We start from the raw sequence: 23,251 nt of genomic DNA on the forward strand, positions 1-23,251 counted from the left end.
CGCGCTTACTTGCCCGTATTCGCCGCGACGAGTTCGCGGGCCTTGGCGACGAGAGCAGCGCCATCGATGCCCTTGCCATCGACTTCCTTGACCCAGCGGTCGACGACCGGCTCGAGAACGGTCTTGAAGGCGTCGGTTTCCTCTTGCGTCAGCTGGATGTGCTTGTTGCCGGCATCCGTTGCGACCTTGATGCCGTTCTCGTCGATCTGGCGCCAGATATCGGCCGCCTTCTTCACCCATTCCTCGCCGGAATTGTCGAGGAAGGCCTTCTGGATGTCCTCCGGCAGCGAGTTCCACTTGTCGAGGTTCATCGAAACCTGGAACGTCGTGGTGCCGAGGCGGGTCTTGTTGATACCTTCGATCTGGTACTCGGTCTGATCCTGCAGCTTCAGCGCCGGGATGATTTCCCACGGGATCAGCGCACCATCGACGACACCCTTGGAGAAGGCCTGCGGGATATCCGGAACCGGCATGGCGGCGGGAGCGGCACCGAGCGCCTCGATCACCCAGGCGCCGGTGCGGGTCGGAATACGCATCTTCTTGCCGGCTAGATCGGCCGGCTTGCGCACTTCGTCCTTGGCCATCTGGATCGCCTGGCCGGCATGGGTGTGAAGGAACATGACCTTCACGCCCTTGTACTCGGGAGCGAGATACTCGTCGAACATGGCGCGCATGGCGAGGTTGGTGGCGCGGATGTCATTGGTGTGGATGAACGGCAGCTCGAAGGCTTCGGTGCGCGGGAAGAGGCCCGGCGTGTAGCCGTTCACCGTCCAGACGAGATCGACGACACCGTCGCGCACCTGGCTGACCAGTTCCGGCGGAGCACCGCCGAGCGACATGGACGGGTAGATCTCGATCTTGACCTTGCCGCCAGAGGCTTCCTCGATGCTCTTCGCCCAGGGCTCGAGCATCTGCGTCTGGGCCGGGGATTTCGGACCGAGGAAGTGGTGCAGTTTCAGCGTGACTTCCTGGGCGAGCGCCGAGGCGCTGAGCGCCGTGGTCGCCAGACCGGCAAGCAAGAGTGTCTTAAAGGATCTCATTGGCATTTTCCTCCCTGTTAAAGGCCATTGAATACGCTCCGCCGGCTGGCGGACTGTCTGTTACGCCACCCGAATATCGAGCAGCGCGGTACGTTTATTGTCCATCACCTCGGTGATCGCCGCCTGCAAGGCGGCGGCAAGGTCGCCGCGCTCCGTCACCTTGCGCGCCCAGGCATTGCTGGCTTCGGCGACCTTGGTGAAATCGGGGCTCGGCGAAAGACCGGTCAGCGGCATCTGGTTGGCCTTGGCCGCATAGCCGTCGGGATAGAGCATGGTCACCGACTGGCGCACCGCTCCCCATTCCGCATTGTTGAGAATGACGATCAGAACCGGAATGTCGTAGGCCTCCATGATCTGGTGGCAGGCGACCGGATTGGCGAACATGTAGGACCCGTCGCCGAGCGTGGCTATGACAAGCCGCTCGGGCTTGGCGAGCTTCATGCCCATGGCGCAGGGCAGCGACCAGCCGAGACCGCCGGAATGCGGCTCCTGGTACCAGGCCTGGGCGTGATCCAGCGTCATCGGCGCCAGCGGGCAGCCGAGTTCGGAAAGCACGGTCGCCTGACGTCCGGCGATCGCCTTGGATAATTCGAGCGACACATGGGCCTTGCTCATCACCGGTCCGGTCTCGCCTTCCGCGGAGGCGATCACCTGATGGCGAAGCTCTGATGTCCGGCGCTCGATCGTCGCGCGGCGCGCCGCCCGGCCTTCCGGATCGGGATCGCGACGGGCCCGAAGAGCCGACAGCAGCGCGACGATGCCCGTCGACGTCTCGCTGGCGATCGACAGGTCGGAGCGGAAATTGCGCACCGGGAAACGGCTGAACAGGGGATTGGGGCCAAGCTGGATCACCCTGGCCTCGTCCCGCGGATTCTGCAGGTCGGGCGCCCAGGGGGCGAGCGCATCGATCACCAGGATTACATCCGCCTCGGACAGCCACGGCTCTGGATTGCCGCCGGCAAACATCGCGTGATCGGTCGGAATGCCGATCTGCGTCGCCCAATAGTGCACCACGGGAATGGCAAATTCCGTGGCCAGCGCCGACAGTGCGGTAAAGCCTGCATCGTCGCCTGCCCCGCGCTGGACGAAGATCACCGGATTGCGGGCCGATAGCAGCCAGTCCGCTGCCATGTCGATCGCGGCAGCCGAGGCTTCCGCGACGGCCGGCGCCATGAGGGGTGTCTCGGCAATGCCGCCCGCATCGATCTGCTCGGACAGAACCTCGCGCGGCAGGCTGATATAGACCGGACCCTTGGGCGTCGAATTGGCGATCGCATGGCCGCGGTCGAGGATCTCGGCGATCTGCTCGGGAAAGCGCAACTCGTAGTCCCACTTCACCGCTTCCCGTACCAAGGCCGTCTGGTCGCGCATTTCCTGCCCCCAGCCGATCGGCACGGTGCGTGCGCCGAACCGTCCGCGCTCGACAGTCGGCGTGCGGCCCGACATCAGCACCATCGGCACATGGTCGGTGGCGGCATTGAGCGCACCGATCGCGCCGTTCGCCAGCCCGACATTGGTGTGCAGCATCACGGCCTGGGCCCGGCCCGTCAGGAAGTAATAGCCGTGCGCCATGCCGAGTGCGGCATGTTCATGCGGAATGGTAATGGCTTGCGGCAGGGCGATGCCGGATGCGGCGGCCTCGGCAAGGCCCTCGATGATGGGCGGGAAATCGGTTCCGGAATTGGCGAAGACATAGTCCACGCCGAGCGTCTTCAAGCGGCTGAAGATCACACTGCCGGCGCTGACCTCACCAGATTTTGCATTCCGAGCATCCAAGTTGCGACCCTCCCAAGTCGGCTTGACATTTCAATAATTGAAATACAAATTTCAATAACTATCACATTCTTGAGCCAGGCCGTCAAGGGTGAGAGATTGATGAGAATAACTAATGAATAAATGAGCGCGAGCGATAGAATGGCCACCCCTACCAATAACTCGATCGTCAAGGCCTTCGCCATCCTCGATCTTTTCGACGACCAGCGTGACGAGCTAACGACGGCGGACGTGGCCGAGCTCGTGGGGCTGAACACGATCACCGCACATCGCTTCCTCAAGACTCTGGTCTCGGTCGGCGCGCTGCACTCCCCCCGCAAGGGGATTTACCGGCCCGGCGGAAAGCTGATCGAATACGGCGAGCGAGCCCGGAGCGCCCGGCAACTGGCGATGCAACTGCAGCCCTTCCTCAATGCTCTGGCCGCCGAATCGGGCGAAGGCGCCATGGCCACCACCTTTGACGGCACGATGATCACCTGCATTGCCGCCGCGCATTCCAACAACGCCTATGTCTACAGTGCCCGTGTCGGCGCGCGTATCGAAGCCTATGCTACGGCCAATGGCAAACTCTGGCTTGCCTATTCGGGCAAGGAGGCTGTCGAGAGTTATCTGGAGGCCAACAAACTGGTGCCGCTGTCCCGCGCCACGCTGATCAACCGCGACAGCGTCTTGCGGGAAACGGAGGAGATCCGGCGAAAGGGCTATGCAGTCAACCGGGGCGAGCGCGAGGCGGGTCTGAGCGCCGTGGCCATGCCGATCTTTGCTCCGAATGGTGCCATGATCGCCGGGATCTCCATCTTCGCTCCCATCCCGGCACTGGACCAGCAAACCGAAACCAGCTTCACTTCCCTATTGAAGGTCGCGGTCGCCGCTGCTCAAGATACGCTCTTTCCTCCCTCGCAGCCGTGAGATCGCGCCCTCCCCTCCGACAGCGATTGAACTCGCGCATATCCGCGTGGTACGGGGGACATTCGTTTCCCGACCTTTGAAAGATCGCCATGCTCCCCTGGATCCAGCTCGATTCCGCCGTCATTCCCGGTGGGGGTGGCGAATTGCGCCTCAAACAGCGCGGCACCGAGTTCTCGATCATGCTCGGGACCAACGAGCTGATGAACAGCCGGCTGAGCGGTTCGGAAGAGGCGCTGGCGACGCTCGCCTGGGAACGGATCGTACCGCGCAAGCGCCCCCAAATCCTGATCGGCGGCCTTGGCATGGGCTTCACGCTGCGCGCCGCCCTCGCCGTCCTGCCGGCCGATGCGCAGGTGACCGTCGCCGAACTGGTGCCCGCCGTCGTCGCCTGGGCGCGGGGCCCTATGGCCGAGGTCTTCAAGGGCAGCCTCGACGATCCGCGGGTCAAGGTGCATGTCGGCGACGTGGCCTCGCTCATCCACACCTACCGCCACAGCTATGACGCGATCCTGCTCGACGTCGACAATGGCCCGCAAGGACTGACCCGGTCGGCCAATGACGGCCTCTACGACTATGCCGGCCTGCGTGCGGCCAAGGGGGCGCTACGCGCCAGGGGCGTGCTGGCCGTCTGGTCCTCAGGACCCAATCCGGGCTTCACGCGCCGCCTGGGCACCCTCGGTTTCAAGGTCAAGGAAGAGCACGTTCGCGCCGGCAAGAAGCGCGGCGCCCGCCATGTCATCTGGCTGGCAAGCCCGGATGGCGGGGACGGTGCCACGCAGCCATAACACCCTCCGGCCCCAGACTTTTCTATCGCGGCGACACCGTTCTGTGCGGATTCAGCCCCAGAGCGCCGGCTCCGGCATCTGCATCATCGACCCCTCGTAGCGGATCGGCGACGCGCGGTCGGCGGCGAGAAGCAACGGACCGTCGAGATCGGCAAAGCCCGCCCCTTGCGCGACGAAGAAGGCCGGCGCCATGGCAAGCGAGGTGCCGAGCATGCAGCCGACCATGATGTCGAAGCCTGAGGCGACCGCCGCATCGCGCATCAGAAGCGCCTCGGTCAGCCCGCCTGTCTTGTCGAGCTTGATGTTGATCGCATCATACTTGCCCTTGAGATGGCCGAGCGATGCCCGGTCGTGGCAACTTTCGTCGGCGCAGACCGGCAATATCCGCGCAATCGTCCTGAGGGCCTCATCCTGTCCTGCCGGCAGCGGCTGTTCGACCAGCGCCACGCCGAGGCGGATCAGCGTCGGCGCAAGCGCCAGATATTGCTCGACCGTCCAGCCCTCGTTGGCATCGACAATGATGCGGGAATTCGGCGCGCCGGCGCGTGCCGCCTCGATGCGGCCAAGATCGTCGTCGGTGCCGAGCTTGACCTTGAGCAGCGGACGTTCCGCATTCTTCGCCGCCGCCTCGCGCATGCTCTCCGGCGTGCCGAGCGAGAGGGTGAAAGCCGTTTCGATCGGTTTCGGGGATGAAAGGCCGGCCAACTGCCAGACCGGCTTTCCGGCCCGCTTGGCCTCGAGATCCCAGAAAGCACAGTCGAGCGCGTTGCGCGCCGCCCCAGGCCCTAGCCGGCTTTGAAGGCCGTGCCGGTCAAGACCCTCGTGCAGATCATTGGCAACCCCGAGAATTGCCTCCATCACGCCGTCGACCGTCTCACCATAGCGCGCATAGGGCACGCATTCGCCACACCCGACATGGCTGCCGTCGGACACCGTGACGGTCACCACCCGGATTTCGGTGCGCGACCCGCGCGAGATGGTGAAAGAGCCGGCGACCGGAAAAACGTCTTCGACGGCCGTGAGACTGAGTCCATTCACCATTTTACCGTCCCTCCATAAGGCGTCCGTGCCGCGTCGCGAATCGGCGCCCCTTGCGCGTTGCGACATTCCTTTCTATATCCGTCAACAATTAGGTCGAGGCCTCATCAGTCGACGGACTGCAATTTGCCCCAATCCCATACCAGCAAGCTGGCGATGGCGACAGGGCGTCCCGTGCCTCGCCTGCGAACGCATCAGATTGGCGGAAAAGCCCGTGAACACGCTGGATTTTGACAAGAAGCCGGAAGATACGCGCGTCGTCGTCGCCATGTCGGGCGGGGTCGACTCCTCGGTCGTGGCCGGTCTGCTGAAACGCGAAGGCTATGACGTCCTTGGCATAACGCTGCAACTCTACGATCACGGCGCCGCCGTCCACCGCGCCGGCTCGTGCTGCGCCGGCCAGGACATCGACGATGCGCGCCGCGTCTGCGAAACGCTCGGCATCCCCCATTACGTGCTCGACTACGAGCAGCGCTTCCGCGACACGGTGATCAACCCGTTCATGGAAAGCTATGTGGCCGGCGAGACACCGATCCCCTGCGTCGCCTGCAACCAGACCGTCAAGTTCGCCGACCTGCTGGCGACGGCCCGCGAACTCGGCGCCGATGCGCTGGCGACCGGCCATTACATCCGCTCGAAGTCGGTTCCTCTGCCGAACGATCCGGGCCACCGCGCGCTGTTCCGCCCGATCGACAGCGAACGCGACCAGAGCTATTTCCTCTTTGCCACCACCCAGGAGCAGATCGACTATCTGCGCTTTCCGCTTGGCGCCATGTCCAAGGCCGAAACGCGAAAGCTCGCCGAAGACATGGGTCTCGTCGTCGCCCAAAAGGCCGACAGCCAGGACATCTGCTTCGTGCCGCAGGGCAAATATGCCGATGTCATCAACAAGCTGCGTCCCGATTCGGCGCTCGCCGGCGAGATCGTCCATCTCGATGGCCGCGTTCTGGGTCACCATGATGGCATCCTGCATTACACCATCGGCCAGCGTAAGGGTCTCGGCGTGGCGACCGGCGAACCGCTCTACGTCGTCTATCTCGACGCCCGCTCGCGCCGCGTCATCGTCGGACCGCGCGAGGCGCTGGAAACCCACCGCGTCTATCTGCGCGACATCAACTGGCTGGGCGACCACGGGCTGGAAGAAACGGCCCGCGACGGCTTCGCCTGTTTCGCCAAGGTCCGCTCGACCCGTCCGCCGGCCCCTGCCGTGCTGCACGCCGACGAACGTGGCGTCTATGTCGACCTGGAAATCGGCGAAGCCGGTATCGCGCCGGGCCAGGCCTGCGTTCTCTATTCCGCGCCGGGTGCGGATGCGCGCGTCTATGGCGGCGGTTTCATCGACAGATCCGAACGCGCGGCAGACGCGGAAAGCCAGCTGAAGGCATTGCTTGCAAGCCCGGTCGCGGCCTGAGGCGAACGCCTCGCCCAAGTCCACAGAAGTGCTTCGGTTTTTGCTTGCCGCGCGCTTGACACTGGCAGGATCATCGCCTTATAAGCCGCCCATCGCTTCGGACGGCTCCGCTTTTCAGCAGGCCTTCGCGATGTGTGGCGGGGTAGCTCAGGTGGTTAGAGCGTGGGATTCATAACCCCAAGGTCGGCGGTTCAAGTCCGCCTCCCGCTACCAAATTTCTCTTCTTCGAAAATCTGAAAATCTCAACCGGACGCAACGTGTCAGGCACCGCCGGTTGCGGCATCTGCCGAGTCACGTGTCGTTGCGCCCGGTGCGGAAACGGTCGAAACCTTCAGCAAATCGGTCATCGTCGAACGGATAGAGCCAGCGGCCGAGCCGCCTGAGCGCGGGGTCGGACTGTTCGCGGAAGAATCCGATCGGATCGCGCCGATAGGAGGCCGCGTCGTCGGCATTGCCTATGCGGGCGACAAGCGGTCCGACGACCAGCGGCAGCAGACGACGCCAGCCGAGCAGGCCATATGCACCGAACGGTCGCCAGGGCGACGGGCGCCGTCGCGCCGAGAGCAGCCGGCGGCTGTCATCGGGCAGACCGTCCCTCTGCCATTCGACCATTTCGGCCAGCGTGGTCTCGAAGCACCGCTGGGCACCCGTGCGTGGATCGAAATAGCGCGGATAGATGAGATAGACCCCGGCGAACAGCGCCTCCAGGCTGAGTGCGCGGCCCCGGCGCGGGTTCGCCTGGCGATCGTCGGTCAGTCCCCAGCCGGCATAGAAGGGCGAGCCGGAGACCGTCACCCGTTTGCCCCGCATCAAGGCCTCGAAGCCGGCGAGCGAGGTGATCGTGTAGACGTGGTCGACGGCATCGAGCACGTCGGGCAGCGCCATAGGCGCGGTCAGGACATGGCAGAGATCCGCCACTTCGGCCGGATCGGAGCTCGGCCGTCGCACGCCCTTCAGCACGTCCGGATGCGGCTTGTAGAGGATCGTCGCGCCGGGATTTTCCCGCGCCGCCAAACGTACCAGATCATTGTTGAGGATCGGCCGCTCGGCGCCGTAGCGGATCGAGGCGTCGCTCTCGACCTGGCCGACCACCAGCACCTTGCGCCCCGGACCTCGAGGCAGCTCGACCTTCCCTCGCGCCTGCTGCCCGCCATACTTGCCGATCCGATGCGCGAGCATGGCGGCAATCCCCGCCCTCGCCCGCTCGATCAGCGCCGGATCGGCATCGAAATCATAGGTCCTCAGCAGGTCTTCCAGATCGGACGGCCCACGACTGTCGAAGAAGGGCCGTTGCCGGTCTAGGGTGAGCGAAAACGGCGCGCTCTGGCCGGCGGTGCCGCCGACCGAACGCAGGAAACCGTCCTCGATGAAGCTGACCGGGATGTTGCGGCTGGCGCAGAAATCCGCCGCTGCCTGCGGCAGGTTCGGCCCCCAGACGATCACGCTCGGGTTTTCGAGCGCCGCGAGGCGGGCCTGCCAGACGTCAACGAATTCCTTGTCTCCGACGAAGAACGGCATGTAGTGGAAGTCCCATTCCGGGAAATACGCCTCCAGCACCGACCGCTTCCACTCATGGATATGGAAGGCGACGACGGGCGGGCGATCGGTCAGGGGTCGCGGCATGGGCCGGGCTTGTTCCTCGTTGGCGGGCAACCGTTCATAACCCGGCGTGGCCGGGCCGACAATCGCCGCACTACCAGTTCGCCTCGCCACTCTGCTTTGGTTCACAGCCCCTGGCGCACCCGCCCGTCCGGGTGGGCGAGGACCATTAAGGATCCGAAAACCTTTCGTTAAATTTTAAGTAATATCCTGGCCGCCTGAATGAGGATGAACGATGCGTGGCGTAATTGTCGTTGGCCTTCTGCTGGCATTGACTGCTTGTGCGAAACCGCCGAGCCAGACGAAGAATGCCTGCGCGATTTTCGAGCAGCGCGACGGCCTGTTCAACAACTGGCGCCGCGCGGCCGAAAAGACCGAACGCGAATATGGCGTGCCGGTGCCGATCCTCATGGCGACGATCTACACGGAATCCGGCTTCCGCCACAACGCCAAGCCGCCGCGCAAGAAGCTGCTGGGCTTCATTCCCTGGAAGCGCAAGTCGTCTGCCTATGGTTATTCGCAGGCCCTCGACGGCACCTGGGATCGCTACCAGCGCGAGACCGGCCGATGGAGCGCGCGCCGAACCGACTTCTCCGACGCCATGCAGTTCATCGGCTGGTATCACCGCCAGACGGCGGAAAAGAGCGGCATCCCCCTCAACGATCCCTACAAGCTCTACCTCGCCTATCATTCCGGTCACGCCGGCTATGCGCGCGGCAGCTGGCGCAACAATTCCGAGGCGCTGAACGGCGCCAAGCGTTTCACCGACATCACCTACACCTATGCGCGGCAGTTGAAGAACTGCCCGAACTGAGCATCCACCGCCGGCAGACGCGAAAAGGCCCGCGCGAAGCGGGCCTTTTTGTCTGATGAAATGAGCCTTATTCCGGATCGCCGGAGGCCTGGATCGCCGAAATCTGCCAATCCGTGCCTGGGCGCCGGACGAAAGTCCATATCTCGGTGGATTCCGAGACATTGTCCGGATCGCCGCTGACGACCTTGCCGCTGGTACGGTCTCGCAGAACGTCGATGCTCTCGTAGCGCATGGCGACGGTTGCATAATCGACATTGCCCTCGCGCCAGCTTTCCGAAACGTCGCCCTGGACGAGATGCACGTCGCGCACCTCGTTCTTGACACCCTTGGTGGCGTTCTCGCTCAACTCCTCGGCGAGATAGGACATGGCTTCCGGCGTGGTGATGCGGCGCAGGCTCGCATAGTCTTCGTTGGCATAAGCCGCCTGCATTTCCTTCAACAGACCCTCGAACCGCTCGAGATCCTGCTGGCCGACACCGATTTCGTCGGCGGAACCGGAAGGCCGGCGCGGTGCGGCGGAAGCCGAAGAACCGCCAAGGTTCAGGCCGCCGATCTTCGGGATCTGGAAGCCCGGACCACCGGCAGCGTCGTTACGCGCCGATGAAGATGCCCCCGCGCCCGAATAGGACGGTTGGCGATTGGCAAACATGCGCATGGCGAAGCGGACCAGGAAGAAGATCAGCACACCCTGCAGCAAAAGGCCAAGGAAGCCGAAGCCGCCGCCGAAGCCGGAGCCCATCAGCATGCCGAACAGGCCACCCATCAGAAGACCGCCCATGAGACCACCGGCGAGACCGCCGAACAGGCCGCCCGTACGCCCGGCCGGGTTCTGCGCATTCGGAGCGGTAGCGGGGCGTGTCGCTTGCGACTGCGGCGTCATGGTGCGCTCGATCGGCGCAGCCGGCGCAGGCGCGGTGCGCGTGGCGGCCGGCGCCTGGAAGGTCCGCGTGCCACGGCTACCGAACCCGCCGCTCGCACGGCGTGCTTCGGCAAAGTCGGCGAGCGTCAGCATGGTCGCCAGACCAATTGCCAGAATTCCAAAAAACTTGCCGTAGCGCCGCATTTCGTCTCCTCGTTTTCAATGCCTTGCCGGATAAAAACATCCGCTTGGGCTCTCATATGGCGCGCCCTCGCGGAGAATTGAAGCCTTGGCCGCCTGTTTTTCGATCACAATCGCGCCATCCGCTGCCATCAGGCTCCGAGCGCCAGCTTGATGGCATAGGCGACCACCCCGACCGCAAGCACGCCGGCGAGCCACAATCCGACGAACCAACCGAGGCGCTTGATGAGAGAAGCATCCGCCATCAGTGATAGCCCTCCTCCGGATCGACCTTGCCGCGGAACACCCAATAGGCATAGCCGGTATAGGCCAGGATGATCGGCACCAGCACCGCCGCTCCGGCCAGGAGGAAGGCGAGGCTCGATTGCGGCGCCGCGGCGTCCCAGATGGTCAGCGAGGTCGGCACTATATAGGGATAGAAGCTGATGCCGATCCCGGCATAGCCGAGCACGAACAATCCCAGGGCCGCGACGAAGGGTTGGGCATCCTTGCCGGAGCGCAGGCCGCTAAGGATGAGGTAGAGGCATCCGAGCACCAGCAATGGCACGATGAAGGAGAAGATCGCCGTCGGATAGCCGAACCAGCGCTGTACGTAGAGCGGCTCGAGCCAGGGCGTCCACAGGCTGAACACGCCCATCGCGCCGACGGTTGCCAACGCGGCACCATAGGCGAGACGTCGCGCCTTCTCTGCCAGCGGCCCACGCGTCTTCATCACCAGCCAGGTGGCGCCGAGTAGCGCATAGCCCAGCACCAGCGCCAGACCGGTCGCCATCGAAAACGGTGTCAGCCAATCCCACCAGCCGCCGGCATAGGCGCGGTCGACCACGGGAATGCCCTGGACGAGGGCGCCGAGAGCCACCCCTTGGGCAAAGGCCGCCACCGTAGAGCCCCCGGCAAAGGCATAGTTCCACAAATGCTCGGCCCGCTTCGTGCGCCAGCGATATTCGAAGGCGACCCCCCGGAAGATCAGTCCGAGCAGCATGGCGATCAGCGGCGCATAGAGCGCCGGCAGGATCGTCGCATAGGCGAGCGGAAAGACCGCCATCAACCCGCCGCCCCCCAGCACCAGCCAGGTTTCGTTGCCGTCCCACACCGGGGCGACCGAATTCATCATCTGGTCGCGGTCGGCCTTTTCGGGAAAGAGCGGGAAGAGAATGCCGACCCCGAGGTCGAAGCCGTCGAGAATGACGTAAGCCAGCACGGCGAATGCGATGATGGCAGCCCAGATGAATGCGAGATCAAAGGCCATGCTTGCCTCCCTCGGTCTGCGCCGCCGGCGTTATGCCGGACGAGCGGATCGGTCCGTCGTCGAGATCGGGCATAGGGTCACGCGGCAGGCGCGCCATCAGCCTCAGGATGTAGAAGGTCCCTGCCCCGAAGACGAGGAAGTAGACGATGATGAAGGCGATCAGCGAGGCCGCGACGGCGGGTGCCGCGATCGGCGAAATCGAGTCCGCCGTCAGCAGATGGCCGTAGATCGTATAGGGCTGCCTGCCGACCTCCGTGGTGATCCAACCGGCCAGCACCGCCACGAAACCGGCCGGCGCCATGAGAAGCGCCACGCGGTGCAGCATCCGGTTTTCGAACAGCGTCCCGCGCCAGCGACACCACAGGCTGAACAGGCCGACGCCGAGCATGGCAAAGCCAAGCGCCACCATCACCCGGAACGACCAGAACACGATCGCCACCGGCGGCTCCTTGTCGTCGTCGATCGTGTCGAGGCCGGCCAGCGGCGCGTTGAGATCATGCTTCAGGATAAGGCTCGAAAGCTTGGGGATCTGGATCGCATAGTCGATCCGCTTCTCGGCCTGGTTCGGCAGGCCGAACAGAATGAGCGGCGCGCCGTCCGGATGGCTGTCGAAATGACCCTCCATCGCCATGACCTTGGCCGGCTGGTGCTCCAGCGTGTTGAGGCCGTGCGCATCACCGACGAGAATCTGGATTGGCGCGACGATCGCCGCCATCCACATCGCCATGGAGAACATCGTGCCGGCGCGCGACGGCGAGGTGCGGCGAAGCAGGTGATAGGCGCCCACGCCGCCGACGACGAAGGCGGTCGTCAGATAGGCGGCGATCACCATATGGGTGAGCCGATAGGGGAAGGACGGATTGAAGACGATCGCCCACCAGTCGACCGGAACGAACTGGCCGACATCGTTGATGGCGAAGCCGGTCGGTGTCTGCATCCAGGAATTGACCGAGAGGATCCAGGTGGCCGAGATCAGCGTGCCGAGCGCCACCATCAGCGTTGCCAGATAATGCAGGCCCAGCCCGACTCGCTCACGGCCGAACAGCATCACGCCGAGGAAGCCGGCCTCGAGAAAGAAGGCGGTGAGCACCTCATAACCCATTAGCGGCCCGATGACCGGTCCCGCCTTGTCGGAAAAGACGCTCCAGTTGGTGCCGAACTGGTAGGACATGACGATGCCGGAGACGACGCCCATGCCGAAGGCGACCGCGAAGATCGTCTTCCAGAAGTCGAACAACTCCAGATAGACCTTGTCCTTCTTCCACAGCCATAGCCCCTCCAGCACGGCGAGATAGCTGGCGAGACCGATGGAGAAGGCCGGGAAAATAATGTGGAAGGACACTGTGAAGGCAAATTGCAGCCGTGCCAGCAATTGCGCGTCGAAAATCTCGAACATCGTCCTGTCGCTCTCGTTGCCGTCTTGATCGAAGGTCCGAGCAAGCAAATAGGCTTCGTTCCATTCCGATCAATGCGACAGGCTGCCCTGCGTCAACTTGACGTCCATCAAGTCCTGCCGGGCGGCAAGCAGAAGGGGCGCGAGCGTTTCCGCCCGCGCCCCTGTGGATGTTCCCGGGAGGAACGGATCAGTCGACGTTGAAGATCAGCGGTTTCGCCTGCTTGATCGCGTGATGGGCGGTCAGCTTGTCGAGGACGTCCTGCTTGACCGGCTCGTCGACATAGAGAAGTGCGATCGCATCCCCACCTTCCTTCTCGCGGCCGAGCTGGAAATTGGCGATGTTGACGCCTGCATCACCGAGCGTGGTGCCCATGAAGCCGATCATGCCGGGCACGTCGGTATTGGCAATGTAGATCATGTGCGCGCCGACATCGGCATCCATGTTGATGCCCTTGATCTGGATGAAACGCGGCTTGCCGTCGGAGAACACGGTGCCGGCAACCGAACGGGTCTGACGCTCGGTCGTCACCGTCAGCTTGATGTAGCCGTCATAGACGCCGGTCTTGTCGCGCTTGACCTCGGAGAGCACGATGCCCTTCTCCTTGATCATGATCGGAGCCGAAACCATGTTGACGTCGGAGACTTGGTTGCGGATCAGGCCCGCGAGCAAGGCGCTGGTCAGCGCCTTGGTGTTCATCGTCGCGGTGACGCCGTCATAGAGGATCTCGATTTCCTTGATCGGGCTTTCGGTGACCTGCCCTGCAAACGAGCCAAGCACGTCAGCCAGCCGGATGAAAGGCTTCAGGATCGGCGCCTCTTCCGCCGTGATCGACGGCATGTTGATGGCGTTGGAGACCGCGCCCTTGATCAGATAGTCCGACATCTGTTCGGCAACTTGCAGCGCGACGTTTTCCTGCGCTTCCGTGGTCGAGGCTCCCAGATGCGGGGTGCAGACCACGTTCGGCAGGCCGAACAACGGGCTCTCGGTCGCAGGCTCGACTTCAAAGACGTCGAAACCGGCACCGGCGACATGGCCGGACTTGATGGCTTCGGCAAGGGCCGCCTCATCCACCAGCCCGCCGCGGGCGCAGTTGATGATGCGAACACCCGGCTTGGTCTTGGCGAGCGCCTCCTTGTTCAGGATGCCACGGGTCTTGTCGGTCATCGGCACGTGCAGGGTGATGAAGTCGGACTTGGCGAGAAGCTCGTCGAGTTCGACCTTGGTCACGCCCATTTCCTCGGCCCGTTCCTTCGACAGGAAGGGGTCATAGGCCAGAACATGCATGCCGAGCCCGATCGCCTTCTTGCAGACGATGCCGCCGATATTGCCGGCACCGATGACGCCGAGCGTCTTGCCGGTGATTTCGACGCCCATGAACTTCGACTTTTCCCACTTGCCGGCCTGGGTCGAGGCGTCGGCAGCAGGCAGTTGGCGGGCGACGGCGAACATCAGGGCGATGGCATGCTCGGCCGTGGTGATCGAGTTGCCGAACGGCGTGTTCATGACGATGATACCGCGGCGCGAGGCGGCCGGGATGTCGACATTGTCGACGCCGATGCCGGCGCGGCCGATGACCTTCAGATTGGTCGCAGCCGCGATCAACTTCTCGGTCGCCTTGGTGGCCGAGCGGATGGCGAGGCCGTCGTAATTGCCGATTATTTCGGCGAGCTTTTCCTTGTCCTTGCCGAGCTTCGGCTGGAAATCGACTTCAACGCCGCGGTCACGGAAGATCTGGACGGCGGTTTCCGACAATTCGTCGGATACGAGAACGCGAGGTGCCATGGGAGGCCTCCTTCAAAGGGGTTCAGGTCTGGTACGGATATGGGAATGTGCGGCCTCGCCTTAAGGGCGAAGCCGGATCAGTCTCAGGCAGCCTTGAGCGCGGCCTTCTGGGTCTCGAAAGCCCAGGTGAGCCAGGGCAGCAGCGCCTTCATGTCGGCGGTCTCGATGGTGGCACCGGCCCAGATCCTGAGACCCGACGGGGCGTCGCGATAGGCGCCGATGTCGAAGGCGACGCCTTCCTTGTCGAGCGCCGTGACCATGGCCTTGGCAAAGGCGGCCTGGGCGTCGGCATCGAGCGCCGCGACGTCCTTGTCGACGATGGTGAGGCAGACCGAGGTGTTGGAGCGGGTCTCCGGCAGCTTGGCGAGGTTGGCGATCCAGTCATTGGCCTCGACGAAGTCGAACAGCACCTTGGCATTGGCATCGGCGCGCGCCATCAGGCCGTCCAGACCACCGATCGACTTTGCCCAGAGGAGCGCGTCGATATAGTCCTCGACGCACAGCATAGACGGCGTGTTGATGGTTTCGCCGGTGAAGATGCCCTCGATCAGCTTGCCGCCCTTGGTCATGCGGAAGATCTTCGGCAGCGGCCAGGCCGGGACGTAGCTTTCCAGACGCTCGACGGCGCGGGGCGACAGGATCAGCATGCCGTGACCGCCCTCGCCGCCCAGAACCTTCTGCCAGGAGAAGGTGACGACGTCGAGCTTGGAGAAGTCCATGTCCTGGGCGAAGGCGGCGCTCGTAGCGTCGCAGATCGTCAGGCCCTTGCGGTCGGCGGGAATGAAGTCGGCGTTCGGAACGCGGACGCCGGACGTGGTGCCGTTCCAGGTGAAGACGACATCGCGGTCGAAATCGACCTCGGCGAGGTTCGGCAGTTCGCCGTAAGGCGCCTCGAACTTGCGCACGTCCTTGAGCTTCAGCTGCTTGACGACATCGGTAACCCAGCCGGCGCCGAAGCTTTCCCAGGCCAGCATGTCGACGCCGCGCTCGCCGAGCAGCGACCAGAGCGCCATTTCGACGGCGCCGGTGTCGGAAGCGGGCACGATGCCGATGCGGTAGTCCGCAGGCACGTTCAGAATTTCGCGGGTAAGGTCAATGGCCTGCTTGAGCTTGGCTTTGCCGACCTTGGCACGGTGCGAGCGACCGAGCGGGGCATCGGAAAGCGCATCGATCGACCAACCGGGGCGCTTCGAGCAAGGGCCAGAAGAAAAATGAGCATTTGCCGGACGCGCGGCGGGGGCGACGATATCAGCCATATAGATACCCTTCCAGGTAATTAGCCTCTCGTTGGGGAGAGGTGTCCCGCCGCTGGAACTACGCCTGTCGAAAATCCGCGTCAAGGAAAATCGATGTCGCAGCCAGAAGATTTTTTGCCGCACCCATCGAACCGCCCTGCCCCTCAAAATACACCCTGAACGCGAAAAGGCCGCCCACGGTGGGGCGGCCTCTCGCAATCCAGATGGGCGATGGGATTACTTGTAGACGATCGGCTGCGGCGGAGGCTCGTAGGCCACCGGCTGCTCGCAGCCGCCGAACATGTAGCGGGCGCCAACATGGGCCTCGTGGCTGTAGAAGCCCTTGTCGCGGCCGGGGCCGCCATTGTCCTGGAAGCCGAACATGCCGCCAGCCAGCGTATGGCGGAAGCGATAGCCGACATCGGCCTTGACGTTGCAGGTGACGTCGATCGAGGCGCCGGCCATCAGCTGGTAGGCAAACCGCCAGTTGTGGTAGCCCTTGTGGGTGACGGTGTCGTCACAGCCGCCGCCATCGTCCTGGCAGGCGGTGTTGCGCAGCTTGTCCCACTTGACGTAGGCGCCACCGATACCGCCGCCGACATAAGGGGTGATCATGCCGTAGGTGCCGACATCGACATAGGCATTGGCCATGAGGTGGTAAGCCCGCATCGCCGAGACATCGCTCGAGGTGCAGGGCTCGAGCGGCGTGCCGCAGGAACCGGTGGTCGAACCTTCAAAGTCCGACTTGAACATATAGTCGAGGGTCAGGTCCGTGCGCAGGTAGTTGTTGACCTGATAGCCGACGCCGACGCCGAGCGTGAAATTGTCGTCGAGGTTGGTATCGTCGAAATCGACCAGGTTGCCGTTGGAGCCCTGGAAGTACTCGGCTCCACGCATCTTGTTGAAGGAATAGCCGACGTCGCCGCGCAGATACCAGCCGGAGGCCTCGGTGATTTCGACCTCGGGTGCCGAGATCGGCGCGGGTTCAGGCTGATAGATGTCTGCAGAATGGGCTGCTGTGCCGGCGAGCAGGACGGCAGCCACGGCGAAAAGGCTCGTCTTCATGGCAAGATACTCCAATATCCATCGTTGATGCACGGGCCTTGTTGCGGCCGATGTTTTGATCAGGATGGATAATGAAGCACAAAGGTTAAGGTGCGCTTAACTACGTCTGTTTACCTTGACGAGCGGGGATATTCTTGCACGCCCGGCAGAATAGTAGGCAGCGGCCGCGCGTGAGACAGTCCTTGCCCCCTGAAACGACCAAGGGCCGGAAGCATGCTTCCGACCCTTCGAGTGATGGGTAACGTCGGGACAGGCCTCAGCTCGCCCGGCGCATGGTCCCGCCGAGGCCTGTGTCGCCGGCTAAATGCCCGCCGCCAAGCGAGAACTGCCCGAGCCGCTGGTCCATCTCGCCCGCCTCCTGGGCGAGCCGGTGGATCGCCGCCGTCGTTTCCTCGACCATGGCCGCGTTCTGCTGCGTCATGGCGTCGAGCTGGTTGACCGAACCGTTGATCTCGGAAAGCGTTTGGGCCTCCTCCCGGGTCGAGCTCATGATCTCGCTGATGCGGCCGTTGATCGCCAGAACGTGCGAGCCGATCCCCTGAAGGGCGGCCCCCGCCTTCTCGACCAGTGTGACGCCATGTTCGACCTCGGTCGTCGACTTCGCCAAAAGGCCGGCAATCTGCTTGGCTGCCGCGGCCGAGCGCTGGGCAAGCTCGCGCACTTCCTGCGCGACGACGGCAAAGCCCTTGCCGCTTTCGCCGGCCCGTGCCGCCTCGACGCCGGCATTGAGCGCCAGCAGGTTGGTCTGGAAGGCGATCTCGTCGATAACGCCGATAATCTGGTTGATCTCCTGCGACGAACCCTGGATCGCCTCCATCGCGGCGATCGTCTCGCGCATGATATGGCTCGACTGTTCCGTGTCGTTCTTGGCGTTGCGGGCAATCTTTTCCGCATCCTCGGCGCGGGCGATCTGGGTGCGCACGCCCTCGGTGATCGCCTTGATGGCGCTCGCCGTCTCGGTGAGCGCGGCGGCCTGCCGTTCCGTGCGCTCGGCCAACTGGTCGGCGCCGGAACGCATCTCGTCCGAACCTTCCCGAACGGCGACGGAGTTTCCGCCGATGCCGGCGAGCGTGGCGCTGAGCGTCGACAGCGCCTTGTTGAAGTTGTGGCGGAGCGATTCGAGTTCCTGTGGGAAGGTCGTGCGGATTTCGAAGGCGAGATCGCCGCGTGCCAGCCGGTCGAGGCCCTCGTCGAGAGCGGCGACGACCGCCTGCAGGCTCTGGGCTTCCGTTTCCCTCTCCGCCATGCGCTGGCGACGTTCGATGTCGGCGCGCTCGCGTTCGGAACGGGTCTCCGATTCGAGGCGCTGCTGTTCGATCAGGCCCAGGCGGAAGCGTTCGAGCGCCTTGGCCATGGTGCCGATCTCGTCTCGACGGTCCTGGTTGGCGACGGCCTCGTCGAGCTTGCCGTTGGCAACGTCACCGGTGACGGTGGCGAGCTTGGCAAGCGGAGCGAACAGCCGCCCGGTCAGATAACCGGTCGCGATTGCCATGACCGTGAGCACCACGACGGCCGTCACGAAAAGCGTCATGGCGATGTGCCAGGAACCGGCGCCGAGCTCGGCATGGGTGAGGCTCTCGACCACGAGATAGGTATCACCACCGTAGGAGACCGGACGACCATAGGCGTTGGCCGCACCATCGGCACGCTGGAACGAGGAGATGACGATCTCCTTGCCATTGATCGCCTCTGCCGGAAAACCGAAGGGTGCCGCGGAAATATCCGCAAGCTTGCCGTCGGCCGACAGGCTGATACCGGTTCCGTCTTGAGACAGGATGGCGGCCTGCTCGCCGCTGTCGGCGTCGATCCCCTTGGACAGGATGCTGGTGATGGCGCTGTCCTTGAGCTGAAACAGGATCGCACCCTTGAACGAACCGAACTTGACCACGGGCACGGCAAAATAGATGTCCGGCGACTGTGGATTGCTGCCCGCTTTCAGCCCGGAGAAACGCGTCGGGGCGGCATCGTCGACCGCCTTGCCGGCCTCTTCCACGCTGCGGGCAAAGGCGCGCCCGAGGCCCGTCCCGGCCAGGGGGCCGCTTGCCACGTTCTCGCCGAAGCTTTCGCCCTTCTTGTAGGAATAGATGACGTTGCCGGCCTGGTCGACGATCAGCAGGTCGCGGAACTGGGTGTCCTTGAGAAAGCCCGCGACCTGGGTCTGGACCGTCTCATGGCTCGAATAGTAGAAGCCGCTCGGGCCCTCCGGCTTCAGCAGTTTTTCGAGCTCGGCCGGATTGGGGTTCTTGGTGATGAAGACGTCGCGCAATTCCTTCCTGGCATCGCCAGAGGTCTTGACGATCGTGTTCCAGCCGCTCTTCATCGCGGTGATCGACTGCTGCAGGCTCTCGATCTTGGCGATCGAGGTCGCCTGGTTTTCCAGCTGCGCCAATTGCTCATTGAGAATGTCGCCGCGGAAAGTGAGCGTCGAGCGCATGGACCGGAAGGTCTGGTCCTCGAAGACGGCACTGGAAGTGGAATAGGCCAGAATATTCAGCAGTCCGACCGACAAGACCGTCAGCAGGAGAAATATGCCGATGACCTTGGAGGACAGCGAGTTGAAACGACTAGTCATCTTGAATCCCGTTTTCCGCGCCCCACTCTGCGCGTGTGTTTTTATAGCGTCGAAATGGCGGAGACGCGCACGTCTCGCCAATAGACGCCTTACGGTCGGGATTTTTCTTTAAACGCCGGTTAAAGCCCGCGGCAAATTCTCATCACAAAGTAGAATACGCGGAATTCTGGCTGGAATACCGGATTATTCTCGGAGATCAGCGAAGATTTCCGTGGATCGCAGTCGTGCCTCGACAGAATGAATGGGCATGGAGATGATCAATTCGTCGGCGCCCGTCATTTCGAGGAACGTATTCAGCCGCGATCTTGCCGTCGCCGGGGCCCCGACCACGGCATAGCGGAGCGTGTGCTCGACCCCGTAACGCTCGACTTCGTTCCAGATCCCTTCCATCGACTCGACAGGTTTCGGGAACGGCTTTCGCACATTGCGGCGCAGGTTGACGAACTGCTGCTGCGACGACGTGAACAGATGTTCGGCCTCGGCATCCGTTTCGGCTGCGACCCCCATGATGCCGACCATGACATAGGGCTTGTCGAGTTCGTCCGACGGCTGGAAGCGCTCGCGATAGATGGCGATCGCCTCCATCAACTGGTCCGGGGCAAAATGCGAGGCAAAGGCGTAGGGAAGTCCGAGCGCCGCGGCCAGATGGGCGCTATAAAGACTGGAACCGAGCAGCCAGAGCGGTACATGGCTGCCCATGCCGGGAACTGCAAGCAGCGCCTGATCCTCGGCGGGCTCGCCGAGCAGTCGCCTGAGTTCGATGATGTCGTGGGGGAAACTCTCCGCCCCCGCTTCCATATTGCGCCTGAGCGCCCTGGCCGTGCGCATGTCGGTGCCCGGCGCCCGCCCGAGACCGAGATCGACACGACCAGGAAACAGCGCCTCCAGCGTGCCGAACTGCTCGGCGATGACCAGAGGCGAATGATTGGGCAGCATGACGCCGCCCGAGCCGATGCGGATGCGCTTGGTGGCCTGACCGACATGGGCGATCACCAGGGAGGTTGCCGCACTGGCAATGCCCGGCATGCCATGATGCTCGGCCAGCCAGAACCGGTTGTAGCCGCAATCCTCCGCCTTGATCGCCATCAGCCGGGAGGCGTCGAGCGCTTCGGAAATCGTGTGGCCCTCGGCGATCGGCGAGAGGTCGAGGATGGAAAAGGGGATCATGGCTTGGGTCCGGTGTGGTTTCGCGGTCGCCCCTATGTAGATCCAAGACCCGCGAATGCCAAAGCCGGAATGACGACTTTCTCTGATCGTCACTTCAATGTTTTTGTTTTGTTCACTTAGTTCTGGCAGACCGGCGGGCAGGAAGCTAGAGTGACCCCATGCAGAACGCGATTCGAATTATCGGCATTGACCCGGGCCTCCGCCGCTGCGGCTGGGGCGTCATCGAGACGCTCGGCAATTCCCTGCGCTTCGTCGCCTCCGGCACCGTGACCTCGGACGGCGACATGGATCTGGCCTCCAGGCTCTGCCAGTTGCATGACGGTCTTTCGGAAGTCGTGCACGCCTACCAGCCGCACGAAGCCGCTGTCGAGCAGACCTTCGTCAACAAGGACGCCGTCGCCACCCTGAAGCTCGGCCAGGCCCGCGGCATCGCCATGCTGGTGCCGGCACGGGCCGGACTGCGGGTGGCGGAATATGCGCCCAATGCGGTGAAGAAGGCGGTCATCGGCGTAGGCCATGGCGAGAAGCAGCAGATCCACATGATGCTGAAGATCCTCATGCCCAAGGCCGAGTTCAAGGGCAATGACGCCGCCGACGCGCTCGCCATCGCCATCTGCCACGCCCACAATCGCGGCGGTGACCGCATGCGCCAGGTGCTGGCCAGCGCCTGATTTGTTCTTGACTTGTTCCGCAAGTAAGATATTTTCTTACCGCAGAAGGAGCGAGATCATGCGCGTCACATCCAGGGGACAGGTCACCATACCACGCGACTTGCGTGAACTGGTCGGCATCGAGCCGAACAGCGAGGTCGTCTTCACCGTCGAAAACGGCAAGTTGACCTTGGCGCCCAAAGACAACCGTCATTCGGATGCCGACCGCACGCGTCTCGCCGCGTTGATGGAAGCCCTCGACGCACTCGAGGGAACCGGGGACCAGACAATCGACGCCGATGCCCTGATGGCCATGACGAGGGATCGCTGATCGATGGCGACATTGGTCGACACGAATGTGCTGGTCGATGTGGCGGTGCGCGACCCGGTCTGGCTCGGCTGGTCGCGCGCGGCGCTGACCCGTGCGGCGGCCGAGCAGCCGCTGGTGATCAATCCGGTCATCTATGCCGAATTTTCGGTGCGCTACGACGATATCGAGACTGTCGACAAACTGCTTCCGCAGTCTGACTTCCATCGTGAAAGCTTGCCCTGGGCTGCGGCCTTCGCCGCCGGCGTGGCCTTTGGCCGTTACCGCAGGACCGGCGGTGCGCGCGAGCGTGTGCTGCCGGACTTCATGATCGGCGCTCATGCCGCCATTCGCGGCTATTCGATTCTCACGCGCGATCCGAAAGGCTACCGCACCTATTTCCCGATGGTTCCCCTCATCACTCCTGAAACCCATCCCTGACGGACGTCTCCCATGATCGGTAAGCTCAAAGGCACCATCGACGAAATCGGCGACGACTATGCGCTGATCGACGTGCATGGCGTCTGCTACGTCGCCTTCTGCTCCTCGCGCACCCTGTCACGCCTCGGCTCGCCGGGCGAGGCGGCGGTGCTGTTCATCGAGACCTATGTGCGCGAGGACCAACTGAAGCTGTTCGGTTTCATGACGGCGCTGGAGCGCGAATGGTTCAATCTCCTGCAGAGCGTCCAGGGCGTCGGCGCCAAGGTGGCGCTTGCCCTGCTGTCCACGCTCACCCCCTCGGAACTCGCCAATGCCATTGCCCTGCAGGACAAGACCGCCGTGTCGCGCGCGCCGGGCGTCGGCCCGAAGGTGGCAGTCCGCATCATCACCGAGCTGAAGAACAAGGCGCCGGCCTTTGCCGGGGAAGCGGCCGCCAATATCGGCCTCAAGCAGGAACTCGGCGACGGCGTCGCCCCTGCCCCCGTTGCCGATGCCGTCTCGGCGCTCACCAATCTCGGCTATTCGCGCGAGCAGGCCGCCAATGCGATCTCCGCCGCCCTGAAGAATGGCGGAGAGGACGCCGACAGCGCCAAGCTCATCCGGCTGGGGCTGAAGGAGCTGTCGCGGTGATTGCTGGAGAAGGCAATTTGCCTTACTATTCGTGAAAAGCAAGGAGCATCGGATTTGGGCTTTAACATCACTGTCACGGCCAAGGGCCAGATGACCATTCCAAAGCACGTTCGGGACGCACTCAACGTCCGGCCTGGCGACAAATGCTACGCCTGGGTCCGAAATGGCGAGATGATCGTTGTGCCAAGGAACAAGCCGCTGAGCGAGCTGGCCGGCTTTATGGGCAAGCCGCCATCGGAACGCGAGGCGACCGAGGAGCAGATCGATGCGGCGATCGAGGAAGAGGCCGTTGAGCGCTACGCGAACTCCGGACGCCCGGGCTGAGAG

Annotated in this window: 22 protein-coding genes and 1 tRNA gene; 10 read left to right on the top strand and 13 right to left on the bottom strand. The window is 63.4% G+C overall.

Annotation, left to right across the window (positions count from 1 at the left end; genetic code table 11):
• Window positions 1–5: 5 nt before the first annotated feature.
• Together DYZ14_RS18165 and DYZ14_RS18170 are read right to left on the bottom strand one after the other, a co-directional pair.
• Entirely contained in the window at window positions 6–1,040 is a 1,035-nt protein-coding gene (locus tag DYZ14_RS18165) for a TRAP transporter substrate-binding protein (protein WP_154721997.1), read from the bottom strand.
• A 60-nt stretch (window positions 1,041–1,100) separates the two neighbouring features.
• Complete coding sequence (locus DYZ14_RS18170; RefSeq protein WP_154721998.1) at window positions 1,101–2,816, bottom strand: thiamine pyrophosphate-requiring protein; 1,716 nt, start codon at window positions 2,814–2,816, stop codon at window positions 1,101–1,103.
• Between the two features lie 138 nt (window positions 2,817–2,954).
• Here DYZ14_RS18170 and DYZ14_RS18175 point away from each other — a divergent pair, with 138 nt between their 5' ends.
• Window positions 2,955–3,722 (top strand): IclR family transcriptional regulator, encoded by a 768-nt coding sequence (locus DYZ14_RS18175; RefSeq protein WP_195950014.1) that lies wholly within the window; start codon window positions 2,955–2,957, stop codon window positions 3,720–3,722.
• 89 nt (window positions 3,723–3,811) lie between these two features.
• Complete coding sequence (locus tag DYZ14_RS18180) at window positions 3,812–4,507, top strand: spermidine synthase (protein ID WP_154722000.1); 696 nt, start codon at window positions 3,812–3,814, stop codon at window positions 4,505–4,507.
• 51 nt (window positions 4,508–4,558) lie between these two features.
• Here the strand turns inward: DYZ14_RS18180 and dgcA are convergent, their stop codons facing one another.
• The gene (gene dgcA, locus DYZ14_RS18185; RefSeq protein ID WP_154722001.1) at window positions 4,559–5,548 is read right to left on the bottom strand and encodes an N-acetyl-D-Glu racemase DgcA; all 990 of its coding nucleotides are present in this window, start codon (window positions 5,546–5,548) and stop codon (window positions 4,559–4,561) included.
• A gap of 211 nt (window positions 5,549–5,759) precedes the next feature.
• Between dgcA and mnmA the strand changes: the two genes are divergently transcribed.
• Window positions 5,760–6,956: a tRNA 2-thiouridine(34) synthase MnmA gene (gene mnmA / locus DYZ14_RS18190; RefSeq protein ID WP_154722002.1), complete on the top strand. Its 1,197-nt coding sequence runs from the start codon at window positions 5,760–5,762 to the stop codon at window positions 6,954–6,956.
• A gap of 136 nt (window positions 6,957–7,092) precedes the next feature.
• A tRNA-Met gene (locus DYZ14_RS18195) sits at window positions 7,093–7,169 on the top strand.
• 78 nt (window positions 7,170–7,247) lie between these two features.
• Here the strand turns inward: DYZ14_RS18195 and DYZ14_RS18200 are convergent.
• Window positions 7,248–8,579, bottom strand: a complete 1,332-nt coding sequence (locus DYZ14_RS18200) for a capsular polysaccharide export protein, LipB/KpsS family (protein ID WP_154722003.1) — start codon at window positions 8,577–8,579, stop codon at window positions 7,248–7,250.
• Window positions 8,580–8,790: 211 nt separating this feature from the next.
• Between DYZ14_RS18200 and DYZ14_RS18205 the strand changes: the two genes are divergently transcribed.
• Window positions 8,791–9,369: a transglycosylase SLT domain-containing protein gene (locus DYZ14_RS18205; RefSeq protein WP_154722004.1), complete on the top strand. Its 579-nt coding sequence runs from the start codon at window positions 8,791–8,793 to the stop codon at window positions 9,367–9,369.
• A gap of 67 nt (window positions 9,370–9,436) precedes the next feature.
• On the opposite strand, the gene DYZ14_RS18210 is transcribed toward DYZ14_RS18205, so the two are convergent.
• The 9 genes from DYZ14_RS18210 to DYZ14_RS18250 form a co-directional block, all read right to left on the bottom strand.
• Window positions 9,437–10,432, bottom strand: a complete 996-nt coding sequence (locus DYZ14_RS18210) for a Tim44 domain-containing protein (RefSeq protein WP_154722005.1) — start codon at window positions 10,430–10,432, stop codon at window positions 9,437–9,439.
• 128 nt (window positions 10,433–10,560) lie between these two features.
• On the bottom strand, window positions 10,561–10,674 hold the full coding sequence (locus DYZ14_RS18215) for a DUF2474 family protein (RefSeq protein ID WP_115669651.1): 114 nt from the start codon (window positions 10,672–10,674) through the stop codon (window positions 10,561–10,563).
• On the bottom strand, window positions 10,674–11,678 hold the full coding sequence (cydB, locus tag DYZ14_RS18220) for a cytochrome d ubiquinol oxidase subunit II (protein ID WP_154722006.1): 1,005 nt from the start codon (window positions 11,676–11,678) through the stop codon (window positions 10,674–10,676). The genes DYZ14_RS18215 and cydB overlap by 1 nt, the downstream gene beginning before the upstream one ends.
• Complete coding sequence (locus DYZ14_RS18225) at window positions 11,668–13,074, bottom strand: cytochrome ubiquinol oxidase subunit I (protein ID WP_154722007.1); 1,407 nt, start codon at window positions 13,072–13,074, stop codon at window positions 11,668–11,670. The genes cydB and DYZ14_RS18225 overlap by 11 nt, the downstream gene beginning before the upstream one ends.
• A gap of 187 nt (window positions 13,075–13,261) precedes the next feature.
• Complete coding sequence (serA, locus tag DYZ14_RS18230) at window positions 13,262–14,857, bottom strand: phosphoglycerate dehydrogenase (RefSeq protein ID WP_154722008.1); 1,596 nt, start codon at window positions 14,855–14,857, stop codon at window positions 13,262–13,264.
• Between the two features lie 83 nt (window positions 14,858–14,940).
• Complete coding sequence (locus tag DYZ14_RS18235; RefSeq protein WP_154722009.1) at window positions 14,941–16,113, bottom strand: phosphoserine transaminase; 1,173 nt, start codon at window positions 16,111–16,113, stop codon at window positions 14,941–14,943.
• Between the two features lie 216 nt (window positions 16,114–16,329).
• Complete coding sequence (locus DYZ14_RS18240) at window positions 16,330–17,157, bottom strand: outer membrane protein (RefSeq protein ID WP_154722010.1); 828 nt, start codon at window positions 17,155–17,157, stop codon at window positions 16,330–16,332.
• Between the two features lie 256 nt (window positions 17,158–17,413).
• Window positions 17,414–19,729, bottom strand: a complete 2,316-nt coding sequence (locus tag DYZ14_RS18245; RefSeq protein WP_154722011.1) for a methyl-accepting chemotaxis protein — start codon at window positions 19,727–19,729, stop codon at window positions 17,414–17,416.
• A 183-nt stretch (window positions 19,730–19,912) separates the two neighbouring features.
• Complete coding sequence (locus tag DYZ14_RS18250; RefSeq protein ID WP_154722012.1) at window positions 19,913–20,896, bottom strand: LLM class flavin-dependent oxidoreductase; 984 nt, start codon at window positions 20,894–20,896, stop codon at window positions 19,913–19,915.
• 158 nt (window positions 20,897–21,054) lie between these two features.
• Between DYZ14_RS18250 and ruvC the strand changes: the two genes are divergently transcribed.
• From ruvC to DYZ14_RS18275, 5 genes are read left to right on the top strand one after another with little or no spacing between them, the layout of a single operon-like run.
• Complete coding sequence (gene ruvC / locus DYZ14_RS18255) at window positions 21,055–21,567, top strand: crossover junction endodeoxyribonuclease RuvC (protein WP_154722013.1); 513 nt, start codon at window positions 21,055–21,057, stop codon at window positions 21,565–21,567.
• Window positions 21,568–21,625: 58 nt separating this feature from the next.
• Window positions 21,626–21,877: an AbrB/MazE/SpoVT family DNA-binding domain-containing protein gene (locus tag DYZ14_RS18260; protein WP_154722014.1), complete on the top strand. Its 252-nt coding sequence runs from the start codon at window positions 21,626–21,628 to the stop codon at window positions 21,875–21,877.
• Between the two features lie 3 nt (window positions 21,878–21,880).
• Window positions 21,881–22,294 carry a type II toxin-antitoxin system VapC family toxin gene (locus DYZ14_RS18265; RefSeq protein WP_154722015.1) on the top strand — a complete coding sequence of 138 codons (414 nt, stop codon included), beginning with the start codon at window positions 21,881–21,883 and terminating at the stop codon, window positions 22,292–22,294.
• A 12-nt stretch (window positions 22,295–22,306) separates the two neighbouring features.
• Window positions 22,307–22,924, top strand: a complete 618-nt coding sequence (gene ruvA, locus DYZ14_RS18270; protein ID WP_154722016.1) for a Holliday junction branch migration protein RuvA — start codon at window positions 22,307–22,309, stop codon at window positions 22,922–22,924.
• Window positions 22,925–23,248, top strand: a complete 324-nt coding sequence (locus tag DYZ14_RS18275; RefSeq protein WP_232365582.1) for an AbrB/MazE/SpoVT family DNA-binding domain-containing protein — start codon at window positions 22,925–22,927, stop codon at window positions 23,246–23,248. It begins immediately after the preceding gene.
• The last annotated feature ends 3 nt before the right edge of the window (window positions 23,249–23,251 follow it).

Source organism: Ciceribacter sp. T2.26MG-112.2 (assembly GCF_900492205.1).
Lineage (GTDB): Bacteria > Pseudomonadota > Alphaproteobacteria > Rhizobiales > Rhizobiaceae > Allorhizobium > Allorhizobium naphthalenivorans_A.

Coding starts and splice junctions, on each gene's coding strand:
- DYZ14_RS18175 (WP_195950014.1), top strand. CDS start 2,955: ATGGCCACCCCTACCAATAACTCGATCGTCAAGGCCTTCGCCATCCTC.
- DYZ14_RS18235 (WP_154722009.1), bottom strand. CDS start 16,113: ATGGCTGATATCGTCGCCCCCGCCGCGCGTCCGGCAAATGCTCATTTT.
- DYZ14_RS18180 (WP_154722000.1), top strand. CDS start 3,812: ATGCTCCCCTGGATCCAGCTCGATTCCGCCGTCATTCCCGGTGGGGGT.
- DYZ14_RS18265 (WP_154722015.1), top strand. CDS start 21,881: ATGGCGACATTGGTCGACACGAATGTGCTGGTCGATGTGGCGGTGCGC.
- DYZ14_RS18260 (WP_154722014.1), top strand. CDS start 21,626: ATGCGCGTCACATCCAGGGGACAGGTCACCATACCACGCGACTTGCGT.
- DYZ14_RS18245 (WP_154722011.1), bottom strand. CDS start 19,729: ATGACTAGTCGTTTCAACTCGCTGTCCTCCAAGGTCATCGGCATATTT.
- ruvC (WP_154722013.1), top strand. CDS start 21,055: ATGCAGAACGCGATTCGAATTATCGGCATTGACCCGGGCCTCCGCCGC.
- DYZ14_RS18200 (WP_154722003.1), bottom strand. CDS start 8,579: ATGCCGCGACCCCTGACCGATCGCCCGCCCGTCGTCGCCTTCCATATC.
- cydB (WP_154722006.1), bottom strand. CDS start 11,678: ATGGCCTTTGATCTCGCATTCATCTGGGCTGCCATCATCGCATTCGCC.
- DYZ14_RS18205 (WP_154722004.1), top strand. CDS start 8,791: ATGCGTGGCGTAATTGTCGTTGGCCTTCTGCTGGCATTGACTGCTTGT.
- DYZ14_RS18215 (WP_115669651.1), bottom strand. CDS start 10,674: ATGGCGGATGCTTCTCTCATCAAGCGCCTCGGTTGGTTCGTCGGATTG.
- ruvA (WP_154722016.1), top strand. CDS start 22,307: ATGATCGGTAAGCTCAAAGGCACCATCGACGAAATCGGCGACGACTAT.
- serA (WP_154722008.1), bottom strand. CDS start 14,857: ATGGCACCTCGCGTTCTCGTATCCGACGAATTGTCGGAAACCGCCGTC.
- DYZ14_RS18240 (WP_154722010.1), bottom strand. CDS start 17,157: ATGAAGACGAGCCTTTTCGCCGTGGCTGCCGTCCTGCTCGCCGGCACA.
- DYZ14_RS18165 (WP_154721997.1), bottom strand. CDS start 1,040: ATGAGATCCTTTAAGACACTCTTGCTTGCCGGTCTGGCGACCACGGCG.
- dgcA (WP_154722001.1), bottom strand. CDS start 5,548: ATGGTGAATGGACTCAGTCTCACGGCCGTCGAAGACGTTTTTCCGGTC.
- DYZ14_RS18225 (WP_154722007.1), bottom strand. CDS start 13,074: ATGTTCGAGATTTTCGACGCGCAATTGCTGGCACGGCTGCAATTTGCC.
- DYZ14_RS18210 (WP_154722005.1), bottom strand. CDS start 10,432: ATGCGGCGCTACGGCAAGTTTTTTGGAATTCTGGCAATTGGTCTGGCG.
- DYZ14_RS18250 (WP_154722012.1), bottom strand. CDS start 20,896: ATGATCCCCTTTTCCATCCTCGACCTCTCGCCGATCGCCGAGGGCCAC.